The 21645-nt window shown below is 72.8% G+C and carries 21 protein-coding genes; 14 read left to right on the top strand and 7 right to left on the bottom strand.

The features are described 5' to 3' along the window. The first annotated feature begins 76 nt into the window (after positions 1-76). From ABEG17_RS17015 to ABEG17_RS16970, 10 genes are all read left to right on the top strand, one after another. A complete protein-coding gene (locus ABEG17_RS17015) occupies positions 77-1795 on the top strand; it encodes a V-type ATP synthase subunit A (protein WP_406830666.1) in 1719 nt (572 codons plus the stop codon). Positions 1796-1811: 16 nt separating this feature from the next. Continuing rightward, complete coding sequence (locus tag ABEG17_RS17010; RefSeq protein ID WP_406830665.1) at positions 1812-3266, top strand: V-type ATP synthase subunit B; 1455 nt, start codon at positions 1812-1814, stop codon at positions 3264-3266. Between the two features lies 1 nt (position 3267). Beyond that, on the top strand, positions 3268-3885 hold the full coding sequence (locus ABEG17_RS17005; RefSeq protein ID WP_406830664.1) for a V-type ATP synthase subunit D: 618 nt from the start codon (positions 3268-3270) through the stop codon (positions 3883-3885). 32 nt (positions 3886-3917) lie between these two features. Then, positions 3918-5837 (top strand): acetate--CoA ligase, encoded by a 1920-nt coding sequence (gene acsA, locus ABEG17_RS17000; protein WP_406830663.1) that lies wholly within the window; start codon positions 3918-3920, stop codon positions 5835-5837. Beyond that, on the top strand, positions 5834-6877 hold the full coding sequence (gene pdhA / locus ABEG17_RS16995) for a pyruvate dehydrogenase (acetyl-transferring) E1 component subunit alpha (RefSeq protein ID WP_406830662.1): 1044 nt from the start codon (positions 5834-5836) through the stop codon (positions 6875-6877). Before acsA ends, pdhA begins: the two co-directional genes overlap by 4 nt. Further along, on the top strand, positions 6874-7923 hold the full coding sequence (locus ABEG17_RS16990; RefSeq protein WP_406830661.1) for an alpha-ketoacid dehydrogenase subunit beta: 1050 nt from the start codon (positions 6874-6876) through the stop codon (positions 7921-7923). Before pdhA ends, ABEG17_RS16990 begins: the two co-directional genes overlap by 4 nt. Beyond that, positions 7916-9397 carry a 2-oxo acid dehydrogenase subunit E2 gene (locus ABEG17_RS16985; RefSeq protein ID WP_406830660.1) on the top strand — a complete coding sequence of 494 codons (1482 nt, stop codon included), beginning with the start codon at positions 7916-7918 and terminating at the stop codon, positions 9395-9397. Before ABEG17_RS16990 ends, ABEG17_RS16985 begins: the two co-directional genes overlap by 8 nt. Then, complete coding sequence (locus tag ABEG17_RS16980) at positions 9394-9651, top strand: acyl carrier protein (RefSeq protein WP_406830659.1); 258 nt, start codon at positions 9394-9396, stop codon at positions 9649-9651. The genes ABEG17_RS16985 and ABEG17_RS16980 overlap by 4 nt, the downstream gene beginning before the upstream one ends. Before the next feature lie 81 nt (positions 9652-9732). After that, a complete protein-coding gene (locus tag ABEG17_RS16975; protein ID WP_406830658.1) occupies positions 9733-10029 on the top strand; it encodes a dsRBD fold-containing protein in 297 nt (98 codons plus the stop codon). A gap of 41 nt (positions 10030-10070) precedes the next feature. After that, entirely contained in the window at positions 10071-10334 is a 264-nt protein-coding gene (locus tag ABEG17_RS16970) for a 2TM domain-containing protein (RefSeq protein ID WP_406830657.1), read from the top strand. Positions 10335-10502: 168 nt separating this feature from the next. Here ABEG17_RS16970 and ABEG17_RS16965 read toward each other — a convergent pair whose 3' ends face one another. After that, on the bottom strand, positions 10503-10802 hold the full coding sequence (locus tag ABEG17_RS16965; RefSeq protein WP_406830656.1) for a hypothetical protein: 300 nt from the start codon (positions 10800-10802) through the stop codon (positions 10503-10505). A gap of 309 nt (positions 10803-11111) precedes the next feature. Here ABEG17_RS16965 and ABEG17_RS16960 point away from each other — a divergent pair, with 309 nt between their 5' ends. Then, positions 11112-11573, top strand: a complete 462-nt coding sequence (locus tag ABEG17_RS16960; RefSeq protein WP_406830655.1) for an Hsp20/alpha crystallin family protein — start codon at positions 11112-11114, stop codon at positions 11571-11573. Positions 11574-11598: 25 nt separating this feature from the next. Then, positions 11599-12639, top strand: coding sequence for a zinc-dependent alcohol dehydrogenase family protein (locus tag ABEG17_RS16955; RefSeq protein ID WP_406830654.1), 1041 nt, complete (start codon positions 11599-11601; stop codon positions 12637-12639). A gap of 22 nt (positions 12640-12661) precedes the next feature. Here ABEG17_RS16955 and ABEG17_RS16950 read toward each other — a convergent pair whose 3' ends face one another. Then, the gene (locus tag ABEG17_RS16950; RefSeq protein ID WP_406830653.1) at positions 12662-14215 is read right to left on the bottom strand and encodes an AAA family ATPase; all 1554 of its coding nucleotides are present in this window, start codon (positions 14213-14215) and stop codon (positions 12662-12664) included. 84 nt (positions 14216-14299) lie between these two features. On the opposite strand from ABEG17_RS16950, the gene ABEG17_RS16945 reads away from it, so the two are divergent. Then, positions 14300-15172, top strand: coding sequence for a universal stress protein (locus ABEG17_RS16945; protein WP_406830652.1), 873 nt, complete (start codon positions 14300-14302; stop codon positions 15170-15172). Positions 15173-15188: 16 nt separating this feature from the next. Here ABEG17_RS16945 and ABEG17_RS16940 read toward each other — a convergent pair whose 3' ends face one another. After that, positions 15189-16949: an N-acetyltransferase family protein gene (locus ABEG17_RS16940; RefSeq protein WP_406830651.1), complete on the bottom strand. Its 1761-nt coding sequence runs from the start codon at positions 16947-16949 to the stop codon at positions 15189-15191. A gap of 258 nt (positions 16950-17207) precedes the next feature. Here ABEG17_RS16940 and ABEG17_RS16935 point away from each other — a divergent pair, with 258 nt between their 5' ends. After that, the gene (locus ABEG17_RS16935; RefSeq protein WP_406830650.1) at positions 17208-17432 is read left to right on the top strand and encodes a hypothetical protein; all 225 of its coding nucleotides are present in this window, start codon (positions 17208-17210) and stop codon (positions 17430-17432) included. Between the two features lie 81 nt (positions 17433-17513). Here the strand turns inward: ABEG17_RS16935 and ABEG17_RS16930 are convergent, their stop codons facing one another. From ABEG17_RS16930 to ABEG17_RS16915, 4 genes are all read right to left on the bottom strand, one after another. Further along, on the bottom strand, positions 17514-18509 hold the full coding sequence (locus ABEG17_RS16930; protein WP_406830649.1) for a zinc-dependent alcohol dehydrogenase family protein: 996 nt from the start codon (positions 18507-18509) through the stop codon (positions 17514-17516). A 19-nt stretch (positions 18510-18528) separates the two neighbouring features. Then, positions 18529-19086 (bottom strand): universal stress protein, encoded by a 558-nt coding sequence (locus ABEG17_RS16925; RefSeq protein ID WP_406830648.1) that lies wholly within the window; start codon positions 19084-19086, stop codon positions 18529-18531. A 129-nt stretch (positions 19087-19215) separates the two neighbouring features. After that, on the bottom strand, positions 19216-19974 hold the full coding sequence (locus tag ABEG17_RS16920; RefSeq protein WP_406830647.1) for a class I SAM-dependent DNA methyltransferase: 759 nt from the start codon (positions 19972-19974) through the stop codon (positions 19216-19218). Beyond that, positions 19971-21644: a CDP-alcohol phosphatidyltransferase gene (locus ABEG17_RS16915; RefSeq protein ID WP_406830646.1), complete on the bottom strand. Its 1674-nt coding sequence runs from the start codon at positions 21642-21644 to the stop codon at positions 19971-19973. The genes ABEG17_RS16920 and ABEG17_RS16915 overlap by 4 nt, the downstream gene beginning before the upstream one ends. Position 21645 lies beyond the last annotated feature (1 nt).

Below are 21645 nucleotides of genomic sequence, written 5' to 3'. Positions count from 1 at the left end.
AACCCGAGCAGGGACACGGGCGGGGACGGGGACAGGGACACGGGCGAGGACACGGACAGGGACCAGTGGCCGGGTCGTGCGGGTCAGCGGCCCGCTCGTGGAGGTCGACGGCCTCACGGCGGCCGCCATGTCCGACCTCGTCACCCTCGGTGAGGACGCGGTGGCGAGCGAGGTCGTCGAGATCCGCGGCGCCACCGTGACCCTGCAGGCCTACGAGTACACCGGCGGGTTGGCGGTCGGCGCCGGGGCGACGCTGCTGGGACACCCGCTCTCCGCGACCCTCGGCCCGCACCTGCTGGGGCGGGTGTTCGACGGGCTGCTGCGGCCTCTGGGCAACGCCCCGACGTGGCTGGGCACCGCGACCGGCTGGGACCTCGAGGACGTCCCGGTCGTCTGGGAGCCCGGCGTCGTGGCCGGGGCGCACGTCGGCCCCGGGGACCGGGTGGGCACGGTCCCCGACGGCGCGCTGCTCGAGCACCGTGTCCTCGTGCCGCCCGGGCTGGCCGGGATCGTGCAATGGGTCGCCCCTCCCGGTCCGGTCGGTCCCCGGGACCCGGTCCTGCGGGTTGCGGGGGTGCCGGTCACGGTCACCTCGTCGTGGCCGGTGCGGCGCCCCCGGCCGGTGCGTGAGCGACTGGTCGCACTCGAGCCGCTGTCCACCGGTCAACGGGTGCTCGACGCGGTCTTCCCGGTGGTGCGCGGGAGCACCGTCGCGGTGCCCGGTGGCTTCGGCACGGGCAAGACGGTGCTGCTGCAGCAGATCGCGAAGTGGTGCGCGGCGCAGGTGATCATCTACATCGGGTGCGGCGAGCGCGGCAACGAGATGGCCGACGTCCTGGGCGAGCTCTCGGCGCTCACGGACCCCGCGACAGGACGTCCACTGGCCGAACGGACGGTGATCATCGCCAACACCTCGAACATGCCGATGATGGCTCGCGAGGCGAGCATCTACAGCGGGGTCACGGTCGCGGAGTACTTCAGGGACATGGGGTATGACGTCGTCCTCGTCGCGGACTCGACCTCGCGGTGGGCGGAGGCCATGCGGGAGTTCGCCTCCCGGTCGGGCGCCCTCCCCGCCGAGGAGGGCTACCCCGCCGGCCTGTCCTCGGCGCTCGCGGCCTTCTACGAGCGGGCCGGACGGGTCGTCACGCTGGGCGGCGAGCAGGGCTCGGTCACCATCATCGGAGCGGTCTCCCCACCGGGCGGCGACACCACCGAGCCGGTGACCGCCTACACCGAGCGGTTCGTCCGGGAGGTGTGGAGCCTGGACCGCGACCTCGCGTATGCCCGCCACTACCCCTCCGTGGGGTGGTCGGGTTCGTTCTCCCGCGATGCCGAGCAGGTCGGCTCCTGGTGGTCCCGTCACGGCGACCCGGACTGGAGCGGTCGCCGGGCGCGGATGACCACGCTCCTGGCGGACTCCGACCGGCTGGGCGAGCTGGCGGCGCTGGTCGGCGTCACCTCGCTGTCGGACCACGACCGGGTGACCCTCCTCGCGGGTCGGTTGGTGCGCGAGGGCGTGCTGCAGCAGAGCTCGCTCGACACGCTGGACGAGTACTCCTCGGCCGCCAAGACGACCGCGCTGGTCGTCGCCGTGCTGGCTGTGGTGGACACCTGCCGCCGGCTGGTGGACGACCACCTCGTCCCGGCGGCCGAGCTCGAGGGCGCCGACTACTCCCTGCTGCTGCGGGCCGCCGCCGAGACCGGTGCCCACGACGACGACTCCGTCGCGGCGCGGGGGGCCCGGGTGCAGGCGGCGCTGGAGGCCCTGCACCACGGACGGGGACCGTCATGAGGAGAGGCACCGCACCATGAGCACCGAGCCCGCCGAGCCCGCCGAGCCCGCCGAGCCCGCCGAGCCTGCCGAGCCGCTGCGGCTGCCGCTGCGGCACCGGGACGTCTCCAGGTTGAGGGGCCCGCTGCTCGTGGTGAAGGCCGTCGGCGGCATCGGCTGGGACGACTACGCCGTGGTGCGGCCGGGGGCGCACGACGAGCCGGACCGGCACGGGGTGGTCCTCGAGGTCAACAGGGACATCGCCGTGGTCCAGGTCCTCGAGGGCACCGAGGGGCTGCGACCGGGCAGCACGTCGGTCCAGTTCACCGGCCACCCCTTCCGGGTCCCGGTCGGTCGGGGGTGGCTCGGCCGGGTGTGCAACGGCAGGGGCGAAGCCATCGACGGCGGACCGCCGGTGACCGGACCGGTCACCAGGTCGGTCACCGGCTCCCCCCTGAACCCGACGCACCGGGAGCCTCCGTCCGAGCCGGTGCTGACCGGGATCTCCGCGATCGACGCCCTCACCACGCTGGTCCGGGGGCAGAAGCTCCCGATCTTCTCCGGCGCGGGCCTGCCGCACCTCGAGCTCGCTGCTCAGCTGGCCGCCCAGGCGAGCGCGGGCGGCGAGCCCTTCAGCGTCGTCTTCGCCGGCCTCGGGCTCACCCACCCCGACGCCGACACCGTCCGCGGCACCCTCGAGGCCCGACTGGGGTCAGGTGAGCTGGTGCTCCTGCTCAACACCGCCGACGACCCCGTGGTCGAACGCATCCTCACGCCGCGCATCGCCCTCACGGTGGCCGAGCACCTGGCCTTCGTCGAGGGCCGACACGTCATGGTGGTGCTGGCCGACATGACGAGCTACGCGGAGGCGGTGCGGGAGGTCTCCTCCGCGCGCGGAGAGCTCCCCGGGCGCCGCGCCTACCCCGGCTACCTCTACAGCGACCTGGCCTCCCTGTACGAACGTTGCGGTCGCATCAGTGGGGTCGCCGGCTCGGTGACCGTGGTCCCCGTCCTGACGATGCCGGCCTGGGACATCACCCACCCCGTGCCCGACCTCACCGGCTACATCACCGAGGGACAGGTGGTGCTCACCCGGGAGGCCCACGCCCGGGGCACGTACCCGCCGGTGGACCCGCTGTCCTCGCTGTCGCGGCTCATGCGCCGTGGTGTCGGGGAGGGCCGGACGCAGGCCGGTCACGCCGAGGTCGCGGCGCAGCTCCTGGCTGCCCTCGCGCGGGCCCGGCAGGTGCGCGAGCTGGCGGAGATCGTCGGCGCGGACGGGATCAGCCCCGCCGACGGTCTCTACCTACGACTCGAGGAGGCGTTCGAGCACTCACTGGTGGACCAGGGGCGTCGTGAGCTGCGCACGCTGGACCAGACCCTCGGGCTGTGCTGGGACGTCCTGCGCATCCTGCCCCGGCGCGAGCTCACCATGCTGTCCACGGCGCTGCTCGACGAGCACCTCGACCCCGCGGCGCCGGACGGGGGCTGACGTGGCCGTCCTGCGAGGTGTCCCTCCCGGTCGTGCGGGTCGGCTCTGGCTGCGTCGACGCCTCGCCACGGCCACGCGCAGCCGCGGACAGCTCGACCGCAAGCTGCACCTGCTCACCGCCGAACGCCGCCGGTTGGCCTGCCTCGAGGAGGAGCACCGGGCCGAGTGGGAGCGGACCTGCACCCTGGGGGCGACGTGGCTGGACCGGGTCGCGCTGCTGTCCGGCCGCGACGGCATACGCACGGCCAGGGGGTCCGGGTCGCTCCTGGCGCAGGTGCGCTGGACGACCACGGCAGGGGTCTCCTACCCCGTCATGGTCACGGTCAGCGAACCCAGCGCGACGGTCCCGGCCTACCACGCCACCACGGCCCTCGCTCCCGCCATCGCCGCCCACCGAGCCGCGGTCCGGGCCGGCGCGGCCCTCGGCGCGGCCCAGGCCGGGCTGCTGCGCCTGGACCACGAGATCGCCCTCACCCGACGCCGGCTGCGGGCCCTGGACACGCGGTGGGTGCCGCAGCTCGAGGAGTCGCTGCGGCTGCTCGAGGCGGCCCTGGAGCAGCTCGAGCGCGAGGACTGGGCCCGGCTGCGCACCAACGCCGACACGGCCTTTGGTCCCTAGCGACCCGATCCACCCCCGAGGAGGGTGGAGGCATGCCCTCCCCGACCGTGGAAAGCTCGACGCGTTCGGATCCACGCCGCGAGGTGCTCAGCCCGCCCAGGCTCACGCCGCTGCTCGGCGACTGGGAGAGCCAGCGCCGCACCTTCACCTGGGCGGCCGGCCGGGAGCTGCTCGACGGCTCCGACGACGGGCACCTCAACATCGCGCACGAGGCGGTGGACCGGCATGCCACGGGTCCGCTCGCCGACACGGTGGCCTTGCGCTTCCTGCACCGCCAGGAGGCCACGACCGAGCTGACCTACGCAGAGCTGTCGCACGAGACCGACGTCGTGGCGTCGGCGCTGCACCACCTGGGACTGGGCCGCGGCGATGTCGTGGCATCCCTGCTGCCCCGCAGGCCCGAGCTCTACCTCACCGTGCTCGGCGCGCTCAAGGCCGGAGTCGTGTTCTGCCCGCTGTTCCCGGCCTTCGGTCCCGAGCCGGTCCGCCAGCGGCTCTCCCTCGGGCGCGCCCGGCTGCTGGTGACCGACCGGGTGTCCTACGAGCGCAAGGTCGCACCGTTCCGCGACTCCCTGCCCCACCTGGAAACCGTGGTGGTCGTTGACGTCTCCGACGCCGCCTCGGACGACGCCTCGGACGACGCCTCCCACGACGCAGAGGCCGTGGACGGGACGACGAGCTGGACCGAGCTCGCCGAGGCCGGCCGCGAGGGTGTGCGGCGGCACGGCCCCCACCGTGCTCTCACCAGGCCCGACGAGCCCGCCCTGCTGCACTTCACCAGCGGCACCACCGGCCGTCCCAAGGGAGCCGTCCACGTCCACGAGGCTGTGGTCGCGCACCATGCGACCGCCCGGTTCTGCCTCGACCTGCGACCGGGCGACGTCTACTGGTGCACCGCCGACCCCGGCTGGGTGACCGGCATCTCGTACGGCGTGATCGGGCCGCTGACGCGCGGTGTCACGGTCGTCACCGACACGGCGGACTTCGACGCCCGACGGTGGTACCAGATCCTGCAGGATCAGCGGGTCTCGGTCTTCTACACCGCTCCCACGGCCCTGCGGATGCTGATGCGCCAGGGCGAGGATCTGGCCAAGAACTACACCTTCGCGGCGCTGCGGCACGTGGCCAGCGTCGGTGAACCGCTCAACCCCGAAGCCGTCCTCTGGGGCCTGCAGGCGTGGGGGCTGCCGGTGCACGACACGTGGTGGCAGACCGAGACCGGCGCGATCATGGTCAGCAACTACCCCGGTATGGCGATCCGGCCCGGTTCGATGGGACGTCCGGTGCCGGGGATCGAGGTCGCCGTCCTCGAGCGTGGGGCCGACGGCCGGGCGGCGGTCATCCGCGATCCCTCGGCCACCACCGGCGACCCCGCGGACGCCGGCGACGTCGCGGCTGCCACCGGCGAGCGCGTGACGGTCCTGCACGACCCGGACGTGGTGGGTGAGCTCGCCGTACGGCTCGGCTGGCCCTCGATGTTCCGCGCCTACCTCGACGACCCCGACCGGTATCGCCAGGCGTTCGCGGGAGGGTGGTACCTCACGGGGGACCTCGCCCGGATCGATGCCGACGGGTACGTCTGGTTCGTCGGTCGAGCCGATGACGTGATCAAGTCCGCGGGGCACCTCATCGGCCCGTTCGAGGTCGAGAGCGCGCTGATGGAGCACCCTGCGGTGGCCGAGGTCGGGGTCATCGGCAAGCCCGACCCCCTGGTCGGCGAGGTGGTCAAGGCGTTCGTGACGCTGCGCCTGGGTGTCGAACCGACGCCCACCCTCCGCCGCGAGATCCTGTCCTTCGGTCGGCACCGGCTCGGGTCGGTGGCACCCCGCGAGATCGAGTTCGACCCGGCCCTGCCCCACACGCGCAGCGGCAAGGTCATGCGGCGGCTGCTGCGCGCCCGGGAGCTCGGGCTGCCCGAGGGCGACGTCTCGACCGTGGAGGCACCGACATGAGCGACCCAGGTCCCACGACCGCGACCACCACCACCACCAACACCGATACCGCCCTCACCATGCTTCGCCAGATGATGCGGGTCCGTCGCTTCGAGGAGACCTGCGCCGAGCTCTACAGCGGGCGCCGCATCCGGGGCTTCCTCCACCTGTGCATCGGTGAGGAGGCGGTAGCCGTCGGGGTGGTCGGCGCCCTCAGGGAGTCCGACGCCGTGGTCTCGACCTACCGCGAGCACGGGCACGCGCTGGCCAGGGGGGTCCCGATGACGGCGCTCCTCGCCGAGATGTTCGGGAAGTCCACGGGGTGCAGCCACGGTCGTGGCGGGTCGATGCACCTCTTCGACACGTCGCGACGCTTCTACGGGGGCAATGCGATCGTCGCAGGAGGCATCCCGCTCGCGGTCGGCCTGGCCCTGGCCGACAAGCTCTGCGGGAGGGATGCGGTGACGACCTGCCTGTTCGGCGACGGCGCGTTCGCCGAGGGCGAGTTCCACGAGGCCGCGAACCTCGCAGCGCTGTGGCACCTCCCGGTGCTCTTCGCCTGCGAGAACAACCGCTACGCCATGGGGACCTCCCTGGCTCGCGAGCACGCCCAGACCGACCTGGCCGCGCGGGCGGCCGGCTACGGCATGGTGGCCTGGTCGGTCGACGGCATGGACGCGGTGGCCGTGCGCGAGGCGACGACGCGGGCCCTGGCCTACGTCCGCGACAGCGGCAGCCCGTGCTTCCTCGAGCTGCACACCTACCGCTTCCGGGCCCACTCGATGTACGACCCGGATCTCTACCGTGACAAGGCCGAGGTGAAGGACTGGCGTCGGTCAGACCCCATACCCGCCCTCGCGGCAAGCCTCACCGGGGCCGGCACGGTCACGACGGCGCAGCTCGAGGAGTGGGAGCGGGAGATCTCCACGGAGATCGCGGCGGCGACGGCTGCCGCGGACGCCGCGGAGCCAGAACCCGTGGCGGACCTGGAGCGCTACCTCACCACCGACGTCGAGTCGGCGCCCGACCCCGCGCCGGTCGCCGTGGGGAGGCAGCCATGACCCGCCGGGCCGCGACCCGGGACCGCCAGGGCGCGTCCGCCACCGCCCGCTCGACCGCTCCCCCGGCGACCACCACCTACCGCGAGGCCTTGCGCGCCGCGCACCGGGAGGCCATGCAGCGCGACCCGCGGGTGTTCCTCATGGGTGAGGACGTGGGTCGGTACGGGGGGTCGTTCGCGGTCAGCCTCGGGCTGCTGGCCGAGTTCGGTGAGGAGCGCGTGCGCGACACCCCGCTGTCCGAGGCGGGCTTCACGGGAGCCGGGATCGGCGCCGCCATCAACGGGATGCGCCCCATCGTCGAGATCATGACCGTCAACTTCAGCCTGCTCGCCCTCGATCAGGTGCTCAACAACGCGGCCACCCTGCGACACATGTCCGGCGGCCAGCTCTCGGTCCCCCTGGTCATCCGGATGACCACCGGGGCCGGACGCCAGCTGGCCGCGCAGCACTCGCACAGCCTCGAGGGTTGGTACGCGCACATCCCCGGGATCCGGGTGCTCGCGCCGGCCACGATCGAGGACGCCCGCGGCATGCTCTGGCCCGCGCTGCAGGACCCCGACCCCGTGGTGATCTTCGAGCACGGCTCCCTCTACAACCTCTCCGGCCCGGTGCCGGACCCGGCGACCACGGTCGACATCACCCATGCGGCGGTCCGCAGGACGGGCACGGACGTCACCCTCATCGCGCACGGTGGCAGCGTCAGCAAGGCACTGACCGCGGCGGATGTCCTTGCGGCGCAGGGCATCGAGGCGGAGGTGCTCGACCTGCGGGTGCTCCGCCCCCTTGACGACGCCGCCATCGCCGCCTCCCTGGCGCGCACCCACCGCTGCGTCGTGGTGGACGAGGCGTGGCGCTCCGGCAGCCTGGCCGCCGAGGTCTCGGCCCGGATCATGGAGCAGTCGTTCTGGGACCTCGACGCCCCCGTCGAGCGGGTCTGCTCCGTGGAGGTGCCGGTCCCCTACGCCCAGCACCTCGAGCAGGCGACCCTGCCGCAGCCCGAAGGCATCGTCGCCGCCGCCCTGCGGACGGTGGGCCCCCGTGGGTGAGTTCCGTATGCCGTCCCTGGGCGCCGACATGGAGGAGGGCATCCTCCTGGAGTGGCTGACCGAGCCCGGGGCGACGGTGCACCGCGGTGATGTCGTCGCCGTGGTCGAGACACCGAAGTCCGCCGTGGAGGTCGAGACCTTCGAGGACGGCGTCGTGGGTGACCTGCTCGTCGGTGAGGGTGAGACCGTCCCGGTCGGGACCGTGCTGACGACCCTGGGGGCAGCCGAGGCGAAGGCGCCGGAGCACCGTCCCCGGTCCGTCGCGGGGACGCCAGCCGGTGCTGGAGCCACCGCGCAGCAGCCGGCGGCCGGGCATCCGGCAGCGGAACGCGGCCTCACCCCGCCACAACGTCACCGCGCACGCCAGCAGGCGAACGCCCCGAGCCCCGAACGACCCGCCGAACGACCCCGTGAACGACCCGCCGAACGACCCCGTGAACGACCCGCCGAACGACCCGCTCAACGACCCCAGGAGCAGGCCGCTCGCGCCACCCGGCCGGCTCCCTCAGCGGCCGACCACGGCGTGGCTTCCACCGGGGCTCGCACCCGCCCCCCGGGCAGGCACCGGGTCTCACCGCTGGCACGGCGACTCGCCGAGGAGGCCGGCGTGGACCTCTCCAGGGTGGTGGGTACGGGTGCGGCCGGCGCCGTCCGCGCCGTGGACGTCCGCGGGGCCGTCATCCCCGCTGGAGCCGCAACCGCGGCACCCCCGGCCACCCCGGCGACACCGGGACCGCCGGCGGCGCGGCAGAACGGCTCCACCCCCGGTGCCACGACCCCACCGGGCCCACCGACGCACGCGGACGGCTCCGCCACCGACATGCGACGCAGCATCGCTGCCCTCATGAGCCGCTCGAACCGGGAGATCCCGCACTACCACCTGACCCTCACCATCGACGTCCAGGCCGCGGTCGACTTCGTGCACGCCCGGAACCGTGAGCTCCCCATGGGAGAGCAGCTGGTCACCGCCGCCCTGCTCCTGGTGGCCGCTGCCCGCGCCGCCAAGGAGGTGCCCCAGCTCAACGGGCACTGGGTGGACGACGGCTTCCGGCCGGCCTCCCGGGTCGACCTGGGCCTCATCCTGTCGCTGCGGGGCGGTGGCCTGCTCGTTCCGGCCATCGCTGATGCCGACCTGCTCGGCGCCGAGGCGATGATGTCCCGCATCCGCGAGCTGACCAAGCGGGCCCGAGCGGGACGACTGCGCGGCTCCGACCTGAGCACTCCCAGCATCAGCGTGTCCAACCTCGGCGACCAGGGCGCCGACAGCGTCCTCGGCGTCATCTACCCACCCCAGGTGGCGCTGGTGGGGTTCGGCGCCGTGGGGCAGCGGCCCTGGGCGGTCGGCGGGATGCTCGGTGTCCGGTCGCTCGTCACGGCCACGCTGTCCGGTGACCACCGCGCCACGGACGGGGCCACCGGCGCCCGCCTCCTGCGTGCCATCGACCGACTGCTGCAGAGACCGGAGGAGCTGTGACACCCGACGAGGCCCGAACCCTGCTGGACACCACGGTCCGCGAGATCGTCCCCGACGCCGACCTCGGCTCGCTTCCGGGCGACGCGGACCTGCGTGAGACCTTCGAGCTGGACTCCCTCGACTTCGTCGAGCTCGTCGAGAAGCTCAGCGCTCACGCCGGCTTCCGCATCGAGGACTCCGACGCCGACGCGCTGCGGACCCCCGAGTCGGCTGTCGCGTTCCTCGTCCGCGGACGCCGAGATGCAGGGTCGTAGGTCCATGGGCACCGGCTGCACCCACGTGGACCATCGATGGGACGAATGGTCGCTCGCGACCAGTACAGGAAGGAGAACACCGTGAAGCTCACCCTGGACACGCCTCCGAGGATGAACCAGTGGCGCGTCGTCGTGACCCTGTTCGAGCAGGGGGACGTCACCCACGCCCGCGCCGTGCTCTACGGCGACTCACCAACGCCCATCGAGGCCAACGGGAGCAGCACCCGCGGCCGGTCCGACGCTGCCATCCCTGAGATCGGCGACGAGGTCGCGGCGGCCCGCGCCCTGCGGCACCTCGCCGATCACCTGCTCGACGTCGCTGCCACCGACATTGAGCAGCTGACGGGCGAGCACGACGTCATGCTCCGGCCCCTGTAACCCACAGGGACAGGACCCGGACCAGGAAGGAGGTGGCTCGGATGACCGGCCACGCACGCACGATCGGGACCGGCGGCCTCTCCGAGGACCTCGACGGACCGCGGCGTCACCCCGGCGTCGTGCACCACCGGCACTGGCTCGCCGTGGATGCCCTGGCCTACGCCGTGGTCAACCTGCTGCTCGTCGCGGGGTGGATCGTCACCGAGGCCGCGTTCTTCTGGCCCGTCTTCCCACTGTTCGGCTGGGGCATCGCGCTGGTGGTGCACACCTGGGTCGTGCTGGTCGTCGCACCGACGAGGACCTGAGCCCTTCCGCGCCATACCCACCCGTGCGCCGAGTGAGCACGCCGAGTGAGCACGAAGTGTCGGTATGGCGCAGTGATGGCGACACTTCGCGCTCACTGAGCACGGTCAGTGGCCAGGTCGCGCCCCCGTGGCGGGGGGCCAGGATGGGGCCAGGAGTCCTGCGCGCGGTCAGGACAGCCGGACGAGCCGGCGGCTGGCAGCGGTGTCGCGCCCCAGCGCCTCGCGGCGGGCCCTGAGCTCGACGACGATCGCGCGTTGCCTGCCCAGCCAGAACGCGCGATGGGAGTCGGAGAGCGACGCCAGCAGGCTCTGGGTGCGCCCCCACCGCGACGCAGGTGTCTTGCGGATCATGTCCTCGGTGAGGGCCAGCTCCCGGACGAGCTCGCGGACCGACAGCTCCCCGAGGGGGACCGGCCCTGCATGCTCGTAGGTGGCACTGGACACCTCGTCCACGCGGGACACACTCATGTGCTGCTCCTGGTTCCTGTGAACATCGGTGAGGAACCCTGCGATCCTCCGGCGCTGCGGAACGCGTGCGCCTTGCCGTCCGGCCACAGCCGTCGGTCCTCCACCGACTTCGGGTCCGTCGCCGTTCACAGAACAGTGGACGACCTGTGAACGCAGATGGACAGGGACTTCGGTCCTGCTCTGCCCGGGACGTGCCCCCATCCCTCTTCTGCGGGGTCAGGAGGTCAGGACCTACGGCACTGTCACGCACGCGCAGCGGGGAATCGACTGGGTCGACAGGCCAAGGTGGCCTTCGGTAAGGAGAGAACGATGAGCACCAACACACCTGCACGCTCGACAGAACTCGGCATCCGGTCGCCGTTCGACGTGGCGCCCTGGGCTGACTTCGGGCCTTGGGCGTCTCGCATGGACGACCTCCTGCGCCAGGGCTGGCCGTCCGCCCTGTCCACCGGGGAGTTCACCCCCGGGGTGGAGCTGCATGAGTCCGATGGCGCCTTCCAGCTCGACGTCGACCTCCCCGGGGTGGATCGCAAGGACATCACCATCGATGTCAGCGGCCGCCGCGTCCGCGTCCACGGCACCAAGACCGGCAAGGGCCGCGAGGGCGTGCTCCGGCACTCCACCCGCATCTCCGGGTCGTTCACGTACGAGAGCGTCCTGCCCACCCCCGTGGACGAGTCCGCCGTCAAGGCAAGCCTCAAGGACGGCGTCCTCGAGGTCGTCCTGCCCAAGGCCACCGAGACCAAGACCACGCACATCGAGATCTCGTGACGACCGCGACCCTGAGGAGCCCGTCATGAAGGCACTCGTCTACCACGGTCCTGGGACCAAGGCATGGGAGGACGTCCCCGACCCCGTGATCCGCGCCGACACCGACGCGATCGTCAAGGTCGACGCCGTGACCATCTGCGGCACCGACCTGCACATCCTCAAGGGAGACGTTCCTGCCGTGACCGACGGCCGCATCCTCGGGCACGAGGCCGTGGGCACGGTCCAGGAGGTCGGGTCCGCGGTGAAGAACGTCAAGCCCGGAGACCGCGTCCTCGTCTCGTGCATCACCTCCTGCGGAGCCTGCCGGTTCTGCCGCGAAGGTCGGTACGGCCAGTGCCTCGGCGGCGGTGGCTGGATCCTCGGCCACACCACTGACGGCACGCAGGCCGAGAAGGTCCTCGTCCCCTTCGCCGACACCTCGACCTTCCTGGTCCCGGAGGGCGTGAGCGACGAGGAGGTCCTGATGCTCGCCGACATCGGGCCGACGGGGTACGAGGTGGGTGTGCTCAACGGGCGGGTCTCCCCCGGCGACACGGTCGCGGTGGTCGGCTCCGGCCCCATCGGGTTGTCCGTGATCATGGGCGCCAAGCTGTTCAGTCCTGCCCAGGTCGTGGCCATCGACATCGCCGACTCGCGGCTGGAGGCCGCCAAGCGGTTCGGGGCGGACGTCACGGTCAACCCGACCCGGGAGGATGCCCTGGCCGTGGTCAAGGAGCTGACCGACGGGCTCGGCGCCGACGTGGCCGTCGAGGCCGTGGGGGTGCCGGCAGCCTTCGAGCAGTGCACGGCCCTGGTCCGGCCCGGGGGCACGGTCGCCAACGTCGGGGTCCACGGCGAGTCCGCCGTCCTGCACCTGGAGGACCTCTGGATCAAGGACGTCACCATCACGACGGGGCTGGTGGACACGTACTCGACCCCCACCCTGCTGCGACTGGTGGCCAGCGGTCAGCTCGATGTCGCGCGGTTCGTCACCCACCGCTTCACCATGGACGCCTTCACCGAGGCCTACGACGCCTTCACCGACGCCGCCGAGACCCAGGCCCTCAAGGTGGTCCTGACCCCCTGACCGCACCCCCGACCGCGTGCCCTCAGCTCCCCACTGCGCCGGAGACCGTCTCCGCGACTGCGCCGGAGACCGTCTCCGCGGCGCGGCGGGCGGTCAGCTCCGGGCTGGCGGTGGTGTCCACCGTGACCGCGGACGGCCATGCCTGCCTCGCGCCGGCGAGCTTCATCCCCACGTCCAGATCCGCGTCGCTGTACTGGCTGGGCACGTGCTCGCGCCCTCGCAGGCGCGCCGCCACCACCTCGCGCGGCGCCGCGCACTCGAGACCCACGACCGGTGACCGCAGGTCGCTGCCGACGGCGTGGAACAGGTCGCGTTGCGCCACCGTCGAGAAGGAGGCGTCGACCACGACGGTCTCCCCGCGTCCCACGAGGTACCTCGCCTTGGCGGCGAGCGACCGGTAGGTCGCGTCGGTGCTTTCCTGCGAGTACAGCCCCACCCCGTACGGCTCCGGGTGGTGCACGTCCGGGCTCAGGCCCGCGAGCTCCTTGCGCACCCGGTCGGCCGAGAGCACGCCGACGGACAGCAGCTCCCCGAGTCGGTCGGCCGTCGTGGACTTGCCCGTCCCGGGAGCCCCACCGACCAGGACCAGGCGGGGAACACCGGCGCGCAGGTGCCGCACACCGATGGCCGCCAGCACCGCAGCCTCCCGGGCAGCCGCGTCCCTGGCCGCACCGGTGGACGTGCTCTCCCGGATGGCGGCGATCTTGCAGCGCATCACCGCCCGGTACGCCACGTAGTGGTGCGCCAACGAGGACGGCTCCACGGCCCCGGAGAACTCGTGGTAGTCCCGGACCAGCTGCGCGGCCACCGGCGCGGCCCCGAGCCGCTCGAGGTCCATCACCAGGCTGGCGAGGTCGTCGACCACGTCCATCCACCGCAGGGTGTCGTCGAAGTCGAGGCAGTCCAGCACACGAGGTCCCTGCGGCAGCAGGAAGATGTCGTCCGCGAGGAGGTCGCCGTGACCGTCGCGCACCCGACCGGTCCGCATCCGGTCCTCGAGGAGGGCGCGGCGGCCGGACACGTATGCCGCGCAGAGACGTTCGACCTCCGCGATCGTGGCCGTCGGCACGCCGCTCGGAGCGAGCTGCCGCAGCGCCTCGGTGTTCGAGCGCCACCGCTGCTCCAGCGCCTCCGGGCTGCCGCATTCGGAGATCTGCGCGTTGGTCCTGGCGCTGGAGTGGAAGCTCGCGACCTGCCTGGCGAGCTGGCGGACCGCCTCGGTGACGTCGGACCCCTGCCGGACCAGGGTCGAGAGCCTGCGGTCGTCGGGCATCCGCCGCATGACGAGGACGTGGTCGCGGGCGGTGCCCTGCTCGTCCACCAGGTCCAGTACCTCGACGTAGACGTCCGGGGTCATCCGTCGGTTGAGGACGAGCTCACGGTGACAGGCTGCTCGTCGGCGCTCTGCCGTGCTGAAGTCGAGGAAGCCGAGGTCCACGGGCTTCTTGACCTTGTAGGCGAACTCCCCACAGAGCAGGACGACCGCCGAGTGGGTCTCGCGCACCTCCGCGGCAGCGGCCGGCGGCAGGACCGCCGGCTGCGCGGCTCCCGCGACATCCGCCGAGGGCTCGGTCACGGCTCCAGTGTCGTTCTCGCGACCCGGGGGCAGCAGGGACCTTGGACTCTGTGCCACGGTCCGCTCCGCGACCGACGCTGTGGCATGCCCGAGACAGCTTCACCCCCGCCCATCGTGGTCGGCCTCGACGGCCAGGACCACACGCGTGACGCCCTCGACTGGGCCCTCGCCGAGGCCGTCCGTCGACGGTGCGGGATGCACCTGGTCCACGGGAGGTCCGTGCCCGTGCAGGGACCGCACATCGAACCCCTGATGGCCACCTCCGACGCCGTGGCGAAGCGGGTCCTGACGGAGGCCACGCAGCGCATCCGAGGCGTGTCCGGCGCGATCGAGGTCACCACGTCCACGGGCATCGGCAGCCCCGCCGCGCTCCTCGTCGAGGCCTCCCGGAGCGCCCAGCTCGTCGTGGTGGGGGCCCGTGGCCGCGGAGCCCTCGCCAGCGCATTCCTGGGGTCGACCTCACTCGACGTCGCGGCCCACGCGCACTGCCCGGTCACCGTGGTGCGAACGCTGCCGCCGACGTCCGACCCGGGCGAAGGTGTGGTGGTGGGCTATGACACCTCCGACCTCAGCGACGCCGCGCTGGGCGAAGGGTTCCGGCAGGCCGAGCAGCGGGGTCTGCCCCTGACCGTGGTCCACACCTGGACCGTCGAGTACGCGGACACGGGCATGGTCGTCCTCGACCCGGACGAGCTCCGCAGCCGCTTGGGCGACCAGGTCACGACCGCGACCGAGGAGGCCGTCGCGGCCTGGTCCGAGAAGTACCCACAGGTCCGGGTCCGTTCGCGGGTGCTCGACGCGCACCCGGTCTCCGCCTTGGTGGAGGCCTCGCGCGACGCTGCCCTCGTCGTCGTCGGCAGCCGCGGCCTCGGCGGCTTCCGCGGCATGCTGCTGGGCTCGGTCAGCCAGGGGGTGCTGCACGGGGCCCACTGCCCGGTCATGGTCGTGCGCCCGTAGAGCGAGGACGCCCTCCTCACTCAACAGCCGCGACGTCAGCGGCCCTGACGTCAGCGCTGCACAGGGCGATGGCCGTCAGGGCGGTGCGTTCGTCGTCGAACCGGGGCAGGTCGCTGCGTCGCCGGTGCCCGTGCTTGTCACCCGTCCCGTCATCGACCAGGACGAGCTGGATCTCGCGGTGGTGCTGCGCAAAGACGTGCACGACGCGGTCCAGCTGCCGAGGATGCAGGTGACGGGTCTGGTGCAGGGCCAGGACGACCACATCGACCCCGGGCTCGACCCCGGGCTCGACCCCGGACTCGGCCGAGAGCGTCTCGAGCACCTCGGCCACCGCGGACGCGGTCACGTCGCGGTCCAGGGCCAGCACCGCCAGCTCCGGGACGCCGTGGTCGACGCGGTCGTGCGCGACCGCGGGGTCGTTGGTGACGATGACGACCTTGGGGACCGACCGCCACCCTGCCCTGGCACGCAGGGTTGCGAGCTCGACGAGGTCGCGGTCCGTGGGCACCGTGTGCAGGCTGGACGACCCGCTGTCGCCCACGACGGTCGAGTCCACCAGCGAGACCACCACCGGCGCGCCAGAGGTACCCAGGCTGCCGGCCAGGTGCGTCAGGTCGCCGCTGCTGGTCCCCCCGCCGACGACGAGCACCAGCGAACCGACCCCGCACTGGTGCGACATCCACGCAGCGGTCTCACCGGCCCCCAGTCCCGCGGCCGCCCCTAGCTCGAGGGCCAGGTGGACGTCGACACCGCGACGCACGAGCCGCTCGACCAGTGCCACGGCCCTGCCGTGGTCCCCGACCACCGCCACCCCCTCGCTCCTGGGACGCAGGCGCTCCCCGAGGCCGGGAGGCCCCAGGCACCAGGAGCCGAGGACCAGTCGCGCTGCCGGACCTGCGACCCGCATACCGGCCGCCTCCGCGGCACGGACCGCGGCGCACACGTCCTCGGTGGCGATCTCGGGCTCCCCCGCGGTCACGACCGCGGCTTCGACGCCCGCCTCCAGCGCATCCCGCAGCACGTCGTCCACGCCCTCGCCCGCGGCGACCACCACGACCTCGGCTCCCACGTATGCGGCGGAGCCACCGCCTGCCGGGTGGGCCCGGGCGTGGCGCACCGGGACGACGTCGCCCACCGTCACCGCCCGGGTCGCCCCTGCAGGGTCGTCGCCGACCTCGCCGTCGACCACCACCACCCCGGCCGGGTCGAAGAGCGGGCGCAGGAACTCCCGACCGGCGATCTCCTCCCGGCGCCGGTGTGCTCGACGCAGCCCCTCGTCGCCGTCGAGGTCGACGGTCACCGAGGTCACCGAGGCAGCTCCCTGCGCGTCCAAGGACACGCCCACGGGCAGCCCGAGGTGGTGCAGCACGTCCAACATCTGGTGGTTCGTGCTGAGGACCTCCCCCGTCAGCCGGTGCAGGCCCAGTGCCCTGCCCCGCTCCACCAGTCCCTCGAGCAGCAGGGTCCCGACACCGTGGCCCTGCACCTGGTCGCCGACGGCCATGGCGAACTCCGCGCAGCTCGGGTCGGTGCGGTGCAGCGACCCCACCGCGATGACGGCGCCCCCACTCGTCGCCACCAGGGTGGCCAGGGTCCGGTTCGCATCGAAGAGCGCGGCGGCATACTCCCCGGTCTGGGGGGCGGCCGACAGGAACCGTTGGTACCGCGACCGCACGGACAGCCCCCGCAGGAGTCGCACGATCGCGTCGAAGTCGTCGAGGTGCGCGCTGCGGATCTCCACCGGTGCCCCGTCGCGCATGAGTGCGGTCCCACCCACTGCGGCCTCCCGCCCGATGTCCCGACGTTCCGGTGCCCTGGGTCCCGACGTCCTGGGCCCACTGTGCCCACTGTGGGCGCGCGGCGTCCGGGCCCTTGGTCCCGCTGCGAGGTGCCGGGACCATGGTCCTCACGGGGCGGCCGGATCTCCCTGTTCACTTGGCGGTGCAGGGTGACCAAGTCCCTCCAGGAACAGGAATCCGGTATGCACTCCAGCACGTCGACGACACGCCAGCGCAGCGATGCGGACAGTGTGTCGTTGGACCACCTTCCCCTGCGCGAGCTGTTGCAGCGCCTCGCCGCCTCCGAGGAGACCCTGCGGGTCACCCAGCACAGGAGGCCGGAGGCCGAGGCCCCGCACGAGCAGCAGGCAGCCAGGGAGACGGGTGCCAGGATCACCTCGGAGCTCGAGCGCCGCCGGCAGCAGCGTCGTCGCGACGAAGGCCGGCGTCGTTCGGCGGCGTGGCCGCCTCCCCCCTGGTGACGACCGCGGACGCAGCAGTGAGCTCCTTGCGTTGAGAGCCGACGCTGTTCGTCGTCGACGCCTCACCACGTGGTCGGCACCTCACCAGCCAGTGAGGACGGCGACTCCGGTGACCCGACCGCCGGCCAGGTCGTCGAGCGCCGTGTCCGCGTGCAGGAACGGGTACTGCGTCACGGTCGCACGCAGGCCCAGCCGACCGGCGAGACGCAGGAAGTCCTCGCCGTCCGCGCGCGTGTTGGCCGTCACCGAGACCACCCGCTTCTCGAGGAAGAGGTGGCGGCGGTAGTCCAGCGACGGGACGTCGGTCATGTGGATGCCGGCCAGGACCAGGCAGCCCGCGCGGTCGAGCGCCTCGAGGGCGACCGGCACCAGCTCGCCGACCGGCGCGAAGACGATGGCTGCGTCCAAGGACACTGGCGTTGGGTCGAAGGCATGCCCGGCCGACGCCACGCCGAGCGACAGGGCCAGGTCGCGGGCCGCCTCGCCACGGGTGAGGACGTGCACCTCGGCACCCTGCGCCAGCGCCAGCTGGGCAGTGAGGTGCGCGCTGGCACCGAACCCGTAGAGGCCGAGTCGACCTCCCGGCGGCAGCTGCGCACGACGCAGTGCGCGGTACCCGATGATGCCGGCGCACAGCAGAGGTGCAGCCTCCGCCGGCGTCAGGAGCTCAGGCACGCGATAGGCGAACGCGGCAGGCACCGTCGTGTACTCCGCATACCCTCCGTCGTGGTCCCATCCCGTGAATTCCGCACGGGGACAGAGGTTCTCGTCTCCGCGGCGGCACCAGCGGCACACCCCGCACGTCCGACGCAGCCAGGCGACCCCGACCCGGTCCCCCGTGGCGAACCTCCCACCCGGGCGCGCGTCGACCACGGTGCCGACCACCTCGTGCCCAGGGACGACGCGTGCTCGCCGGACCTCGAGGTCCCCGTCGGCCACGTGCAGATCGGTGCGGCAGACCCCGCACGCCTCGACGCGGACCAGCACCTCGTCCACGCCGGGCACGGGCACGGGGCGCTCCCCCAGACGTATGCGGCCGGGCTCGCCGGGATGCCCCGTCACCTCCCAGGCGCGCACGGGACCACTGCTCGCCCGCTCACCCACCGGACCCGGCCTCCCGACCGGCGACGGACGGCGCGGTCGGCGGAGGGCGGTCGCCGTGCACCACGAGGACAGGACACGTGGCATGGGCGGCGCACGCCGCGCTCACCGAGCCGAGCAGGAGGCTGGCGAAACCACCCTGTCCACGGCTGCCGACCACGAGGGCCACGGCGTCGGCACTGAGGTCCAGCAGCACGCGGGCGACATTGCCCTGCTCGAAGCGGACCTCGACGCCGGGTGGCAGGTCGTTGCCGTACACGTGGGCGACGACGTGGCGGACCTCGGTGTGGACGATCTTCTCGGGGTCCCAGTCGGGCGGCAGGGCGCTCCATCCCTCGCCCACGAGCCCGAAGGCGGAGTAGGCCTCCCACACACCGACCACGAGGGTGCGCGCCCCCGAGGCGGCAGCCAGGTGGGCCCCCCACCGCAGGGCCAGGACGCTGGACTCCGACCCGTCCACCCCCACCACGACCACGGGTTCCGCCGCGCCCGCGCCTGCCCGCTCCCCCGGTCCTGCCTGCCCTGCCTGCCCTGTCTGCTCGACCTCGCTCATCCCCAGATCCCTTCCGGTACGCGGCACGGCATCCCGCAGGGCGGGCGCGTCCGACGACGGTGTGGAGCGGCCCCGCAGCCGACCCAGGACCACGCTAGGGGCCGCTCGGCACGGTCCCGGGGACCAAGGTCACCCCCTCTCGGCGACCACCAGGAACTTGCGGATGCGTCCTCGGCGGAGCCATTCACCCCACAGCCGGTGCGCGACCAGCAGCTCGTCGAGGACCGTGTCGGGCACTTGATCGCGGATCCAGTCCGCATGTGCCACAAAGGCATTCACCAAGGAGTCGACGGTCGCCTGGTGCGCCTTCGTGCAGTCGGACTGCCACCTGACCCGCAGACCCGCAGTCCCCAGGCAGCACACCAGCTGCTCCCTGGTCATCGGCCAGACCGTGTCGGCGGCCGGCATGAGCGCACGCTCGGCCTCGGTCAGCGGGTGCCCCTCCTCGACGGTGAACGCGAAGCGTCCGCCGGGAGCAAGGGCGGCGGAGACCGCCCGGGCCAGCGTGGCCTTGTCCGCGAAGGCCAGCATCGTCTCGAGCAGGAGGACCACGTCGAACTGACCGGCCGGCAGCGGCGGGACGTGCGAGACCTCGAAGCGACAGTTCTCCGGGCCCCGGCGTCGAGCCACCGCGATCGCCTCCGCGCAGCCGTCGACCCCGAGGTAGGTGCAGCACAGCTCCCGGGCGATGAGTCGTCCGGGGCCGGCCACCCCACAGCACACGTCCAGCACCGACGTCGTGGGTCCGATGCCGGCCCGCGCGGCGAGCATCCTGATCTCGCTGGCCCGCATGAAGCTCTCCTGGCCGACGTACTCGCCGGGTTCGTACGCTGCGAGGCGTGCCGGCAGCAGCGCTGCCTCCAGCCGCACCGTCGGGTCCGGGGTCACCTGGGTGCCTTGCCGAAGGCACCCAGGAAGCGGTCACGGAACAGGTCCATCCGCCACACCGGCGCCCCCGCCCCGGGACGCAGGCCGTCCTGCCAGCCCCAGCCAGAGATCCGGGAGATGACCTCGGGGTCACGGGCGACCAGGGTGATCGGCACGTCATGGTTGCCCCCGTGACCGCTGACGATGGTCGCCGGTTGGTGGTCGCCGACGAGGACCAGCACGAGGGAGTCGCTGCCGTACCTCTCGACGAACGAGATGAGCGCCGTGAGGGAGTACTCGATGGAGGCCATGTAGGCGGCCGGGACCCGGTCGCGGTGGCTCCACAGCTCCCCCGCCGTCTGCGCACCGTCGTGCATCCCAGCGAACACCGAGCCGTCACCGAGGCCGTCCCAGGCGAGCATGTGCGGCACCGGCGCCCACGGACCGTGACTGGACGCCAGGTCGACCTCGGCCATCAGCGGGGGACGCTTGCTCGGGGCGAGCTCGAGGCGCTGGAAGGCCTGCAGCGCATACTGGTCCGGCATCATCGAGAAACCGAAGCCCGGGCCCGCGTACCCCAGGCTCGAGCTGTCGTAGACCGTGTCGAAGCGGTAGTGGGCGCGGCCCTGGGGCCAGGCTCCCCGGTCCGAGGGCAGCAGGGCGACGGTCCGCCAGCCCGCGCGTCCGAAGGCGCTGGTGAGACTGGTGCGGTCACCAGCCAGCAGCCGGTCGTAGCTCGACTGGTTGTCGACCCACACGCCCGACTGCAACGTCGAGTGGGCCAGCCAGCTGACCCCGCCGAAGGTCGGTGACGTGAGGAAGGCGCTCCGCGCTGCATACCCGGAGGCCCTCAGCTGCCGGGAACCCGCGTCGAGCACGCGCTGGACACCGGCCGAAGCCTGCCCCTGCACGGCGACCCGCCCGTAGCTCTCGACGAACGCGAGGACCACGTCCTTGCCCCGGAGCGCGGAGAGGTCGCCGGGTGCGGCCCGGCGGTAGGGGTCGACGCGCACGGCGGCGTCGAACCTGCGCTGCTCGGCCAGGGAGGAGGACACGGCCCGCACCTCCCCCTCGGCGAAGCGCACCGTGTCGGCGGCCGCGAGGGGCTCGCGCGGCGCGATGCCGAGTCCGCTCACGGCCGCCACGGACCACACCGCGGTGAGCCCCAGGACCGCCACTACGGACGTCCCGCGTCGTCGCTGGACCAGTCGCACCGCTCGCCCCACGGACAGGGGTGTGCCGACGAGGAGGAGGACGACGAGCAGCACTGCTGCGACGGCGGCACCTCCTGCGGCCACCGACCCGAAGGACGCACTGACGAAGTCCACTGCCGGCCCCAGGTGCGCAGCATCGGTCACGGGGTCGAAGGGCCGGCCGAGGACCCCGACCGACACCAGCCCGGCGACCTTGAGCGCGGTCAAGAGGCCGAGCAGCACCCCCACCAGCCACACCAGCACCCGGGTCGGTCGCCGCGGCAGCGTCAGCGCCATGGCGGCCAGGGCGACCGCCTCGACGGGGACCTGCACCAGGGCCGACGGTGTCAACCGATCCGGGGTGTCCGGAAGCACCAGCGCGGTCCACACGAAGGCCAGCGCCAGGCAGTCCACCAGCAGCGCCGCCAGCCGTCGTCGGGGCGCCTCGTCGTCCTGGGGGGACGCAGGACGGGTCCGGGTCGAGGGCGCGGAACGCACG

Origin of the sequence: Pedococcus sp. KACC 23699 (genome assembly GCF_045348425.1) — a bacterium.
Classification (GTDB): Bacteria; Actinomycetota; Actinomycetes; order Actinomycetales; family Dermatophilaceae; genus Pedococcus.
The sequence above is the reverse complement of the archived record's forward strand: the minus strand, read 5'-3'. Positions and strand labels throughout refer to the sequence as shown.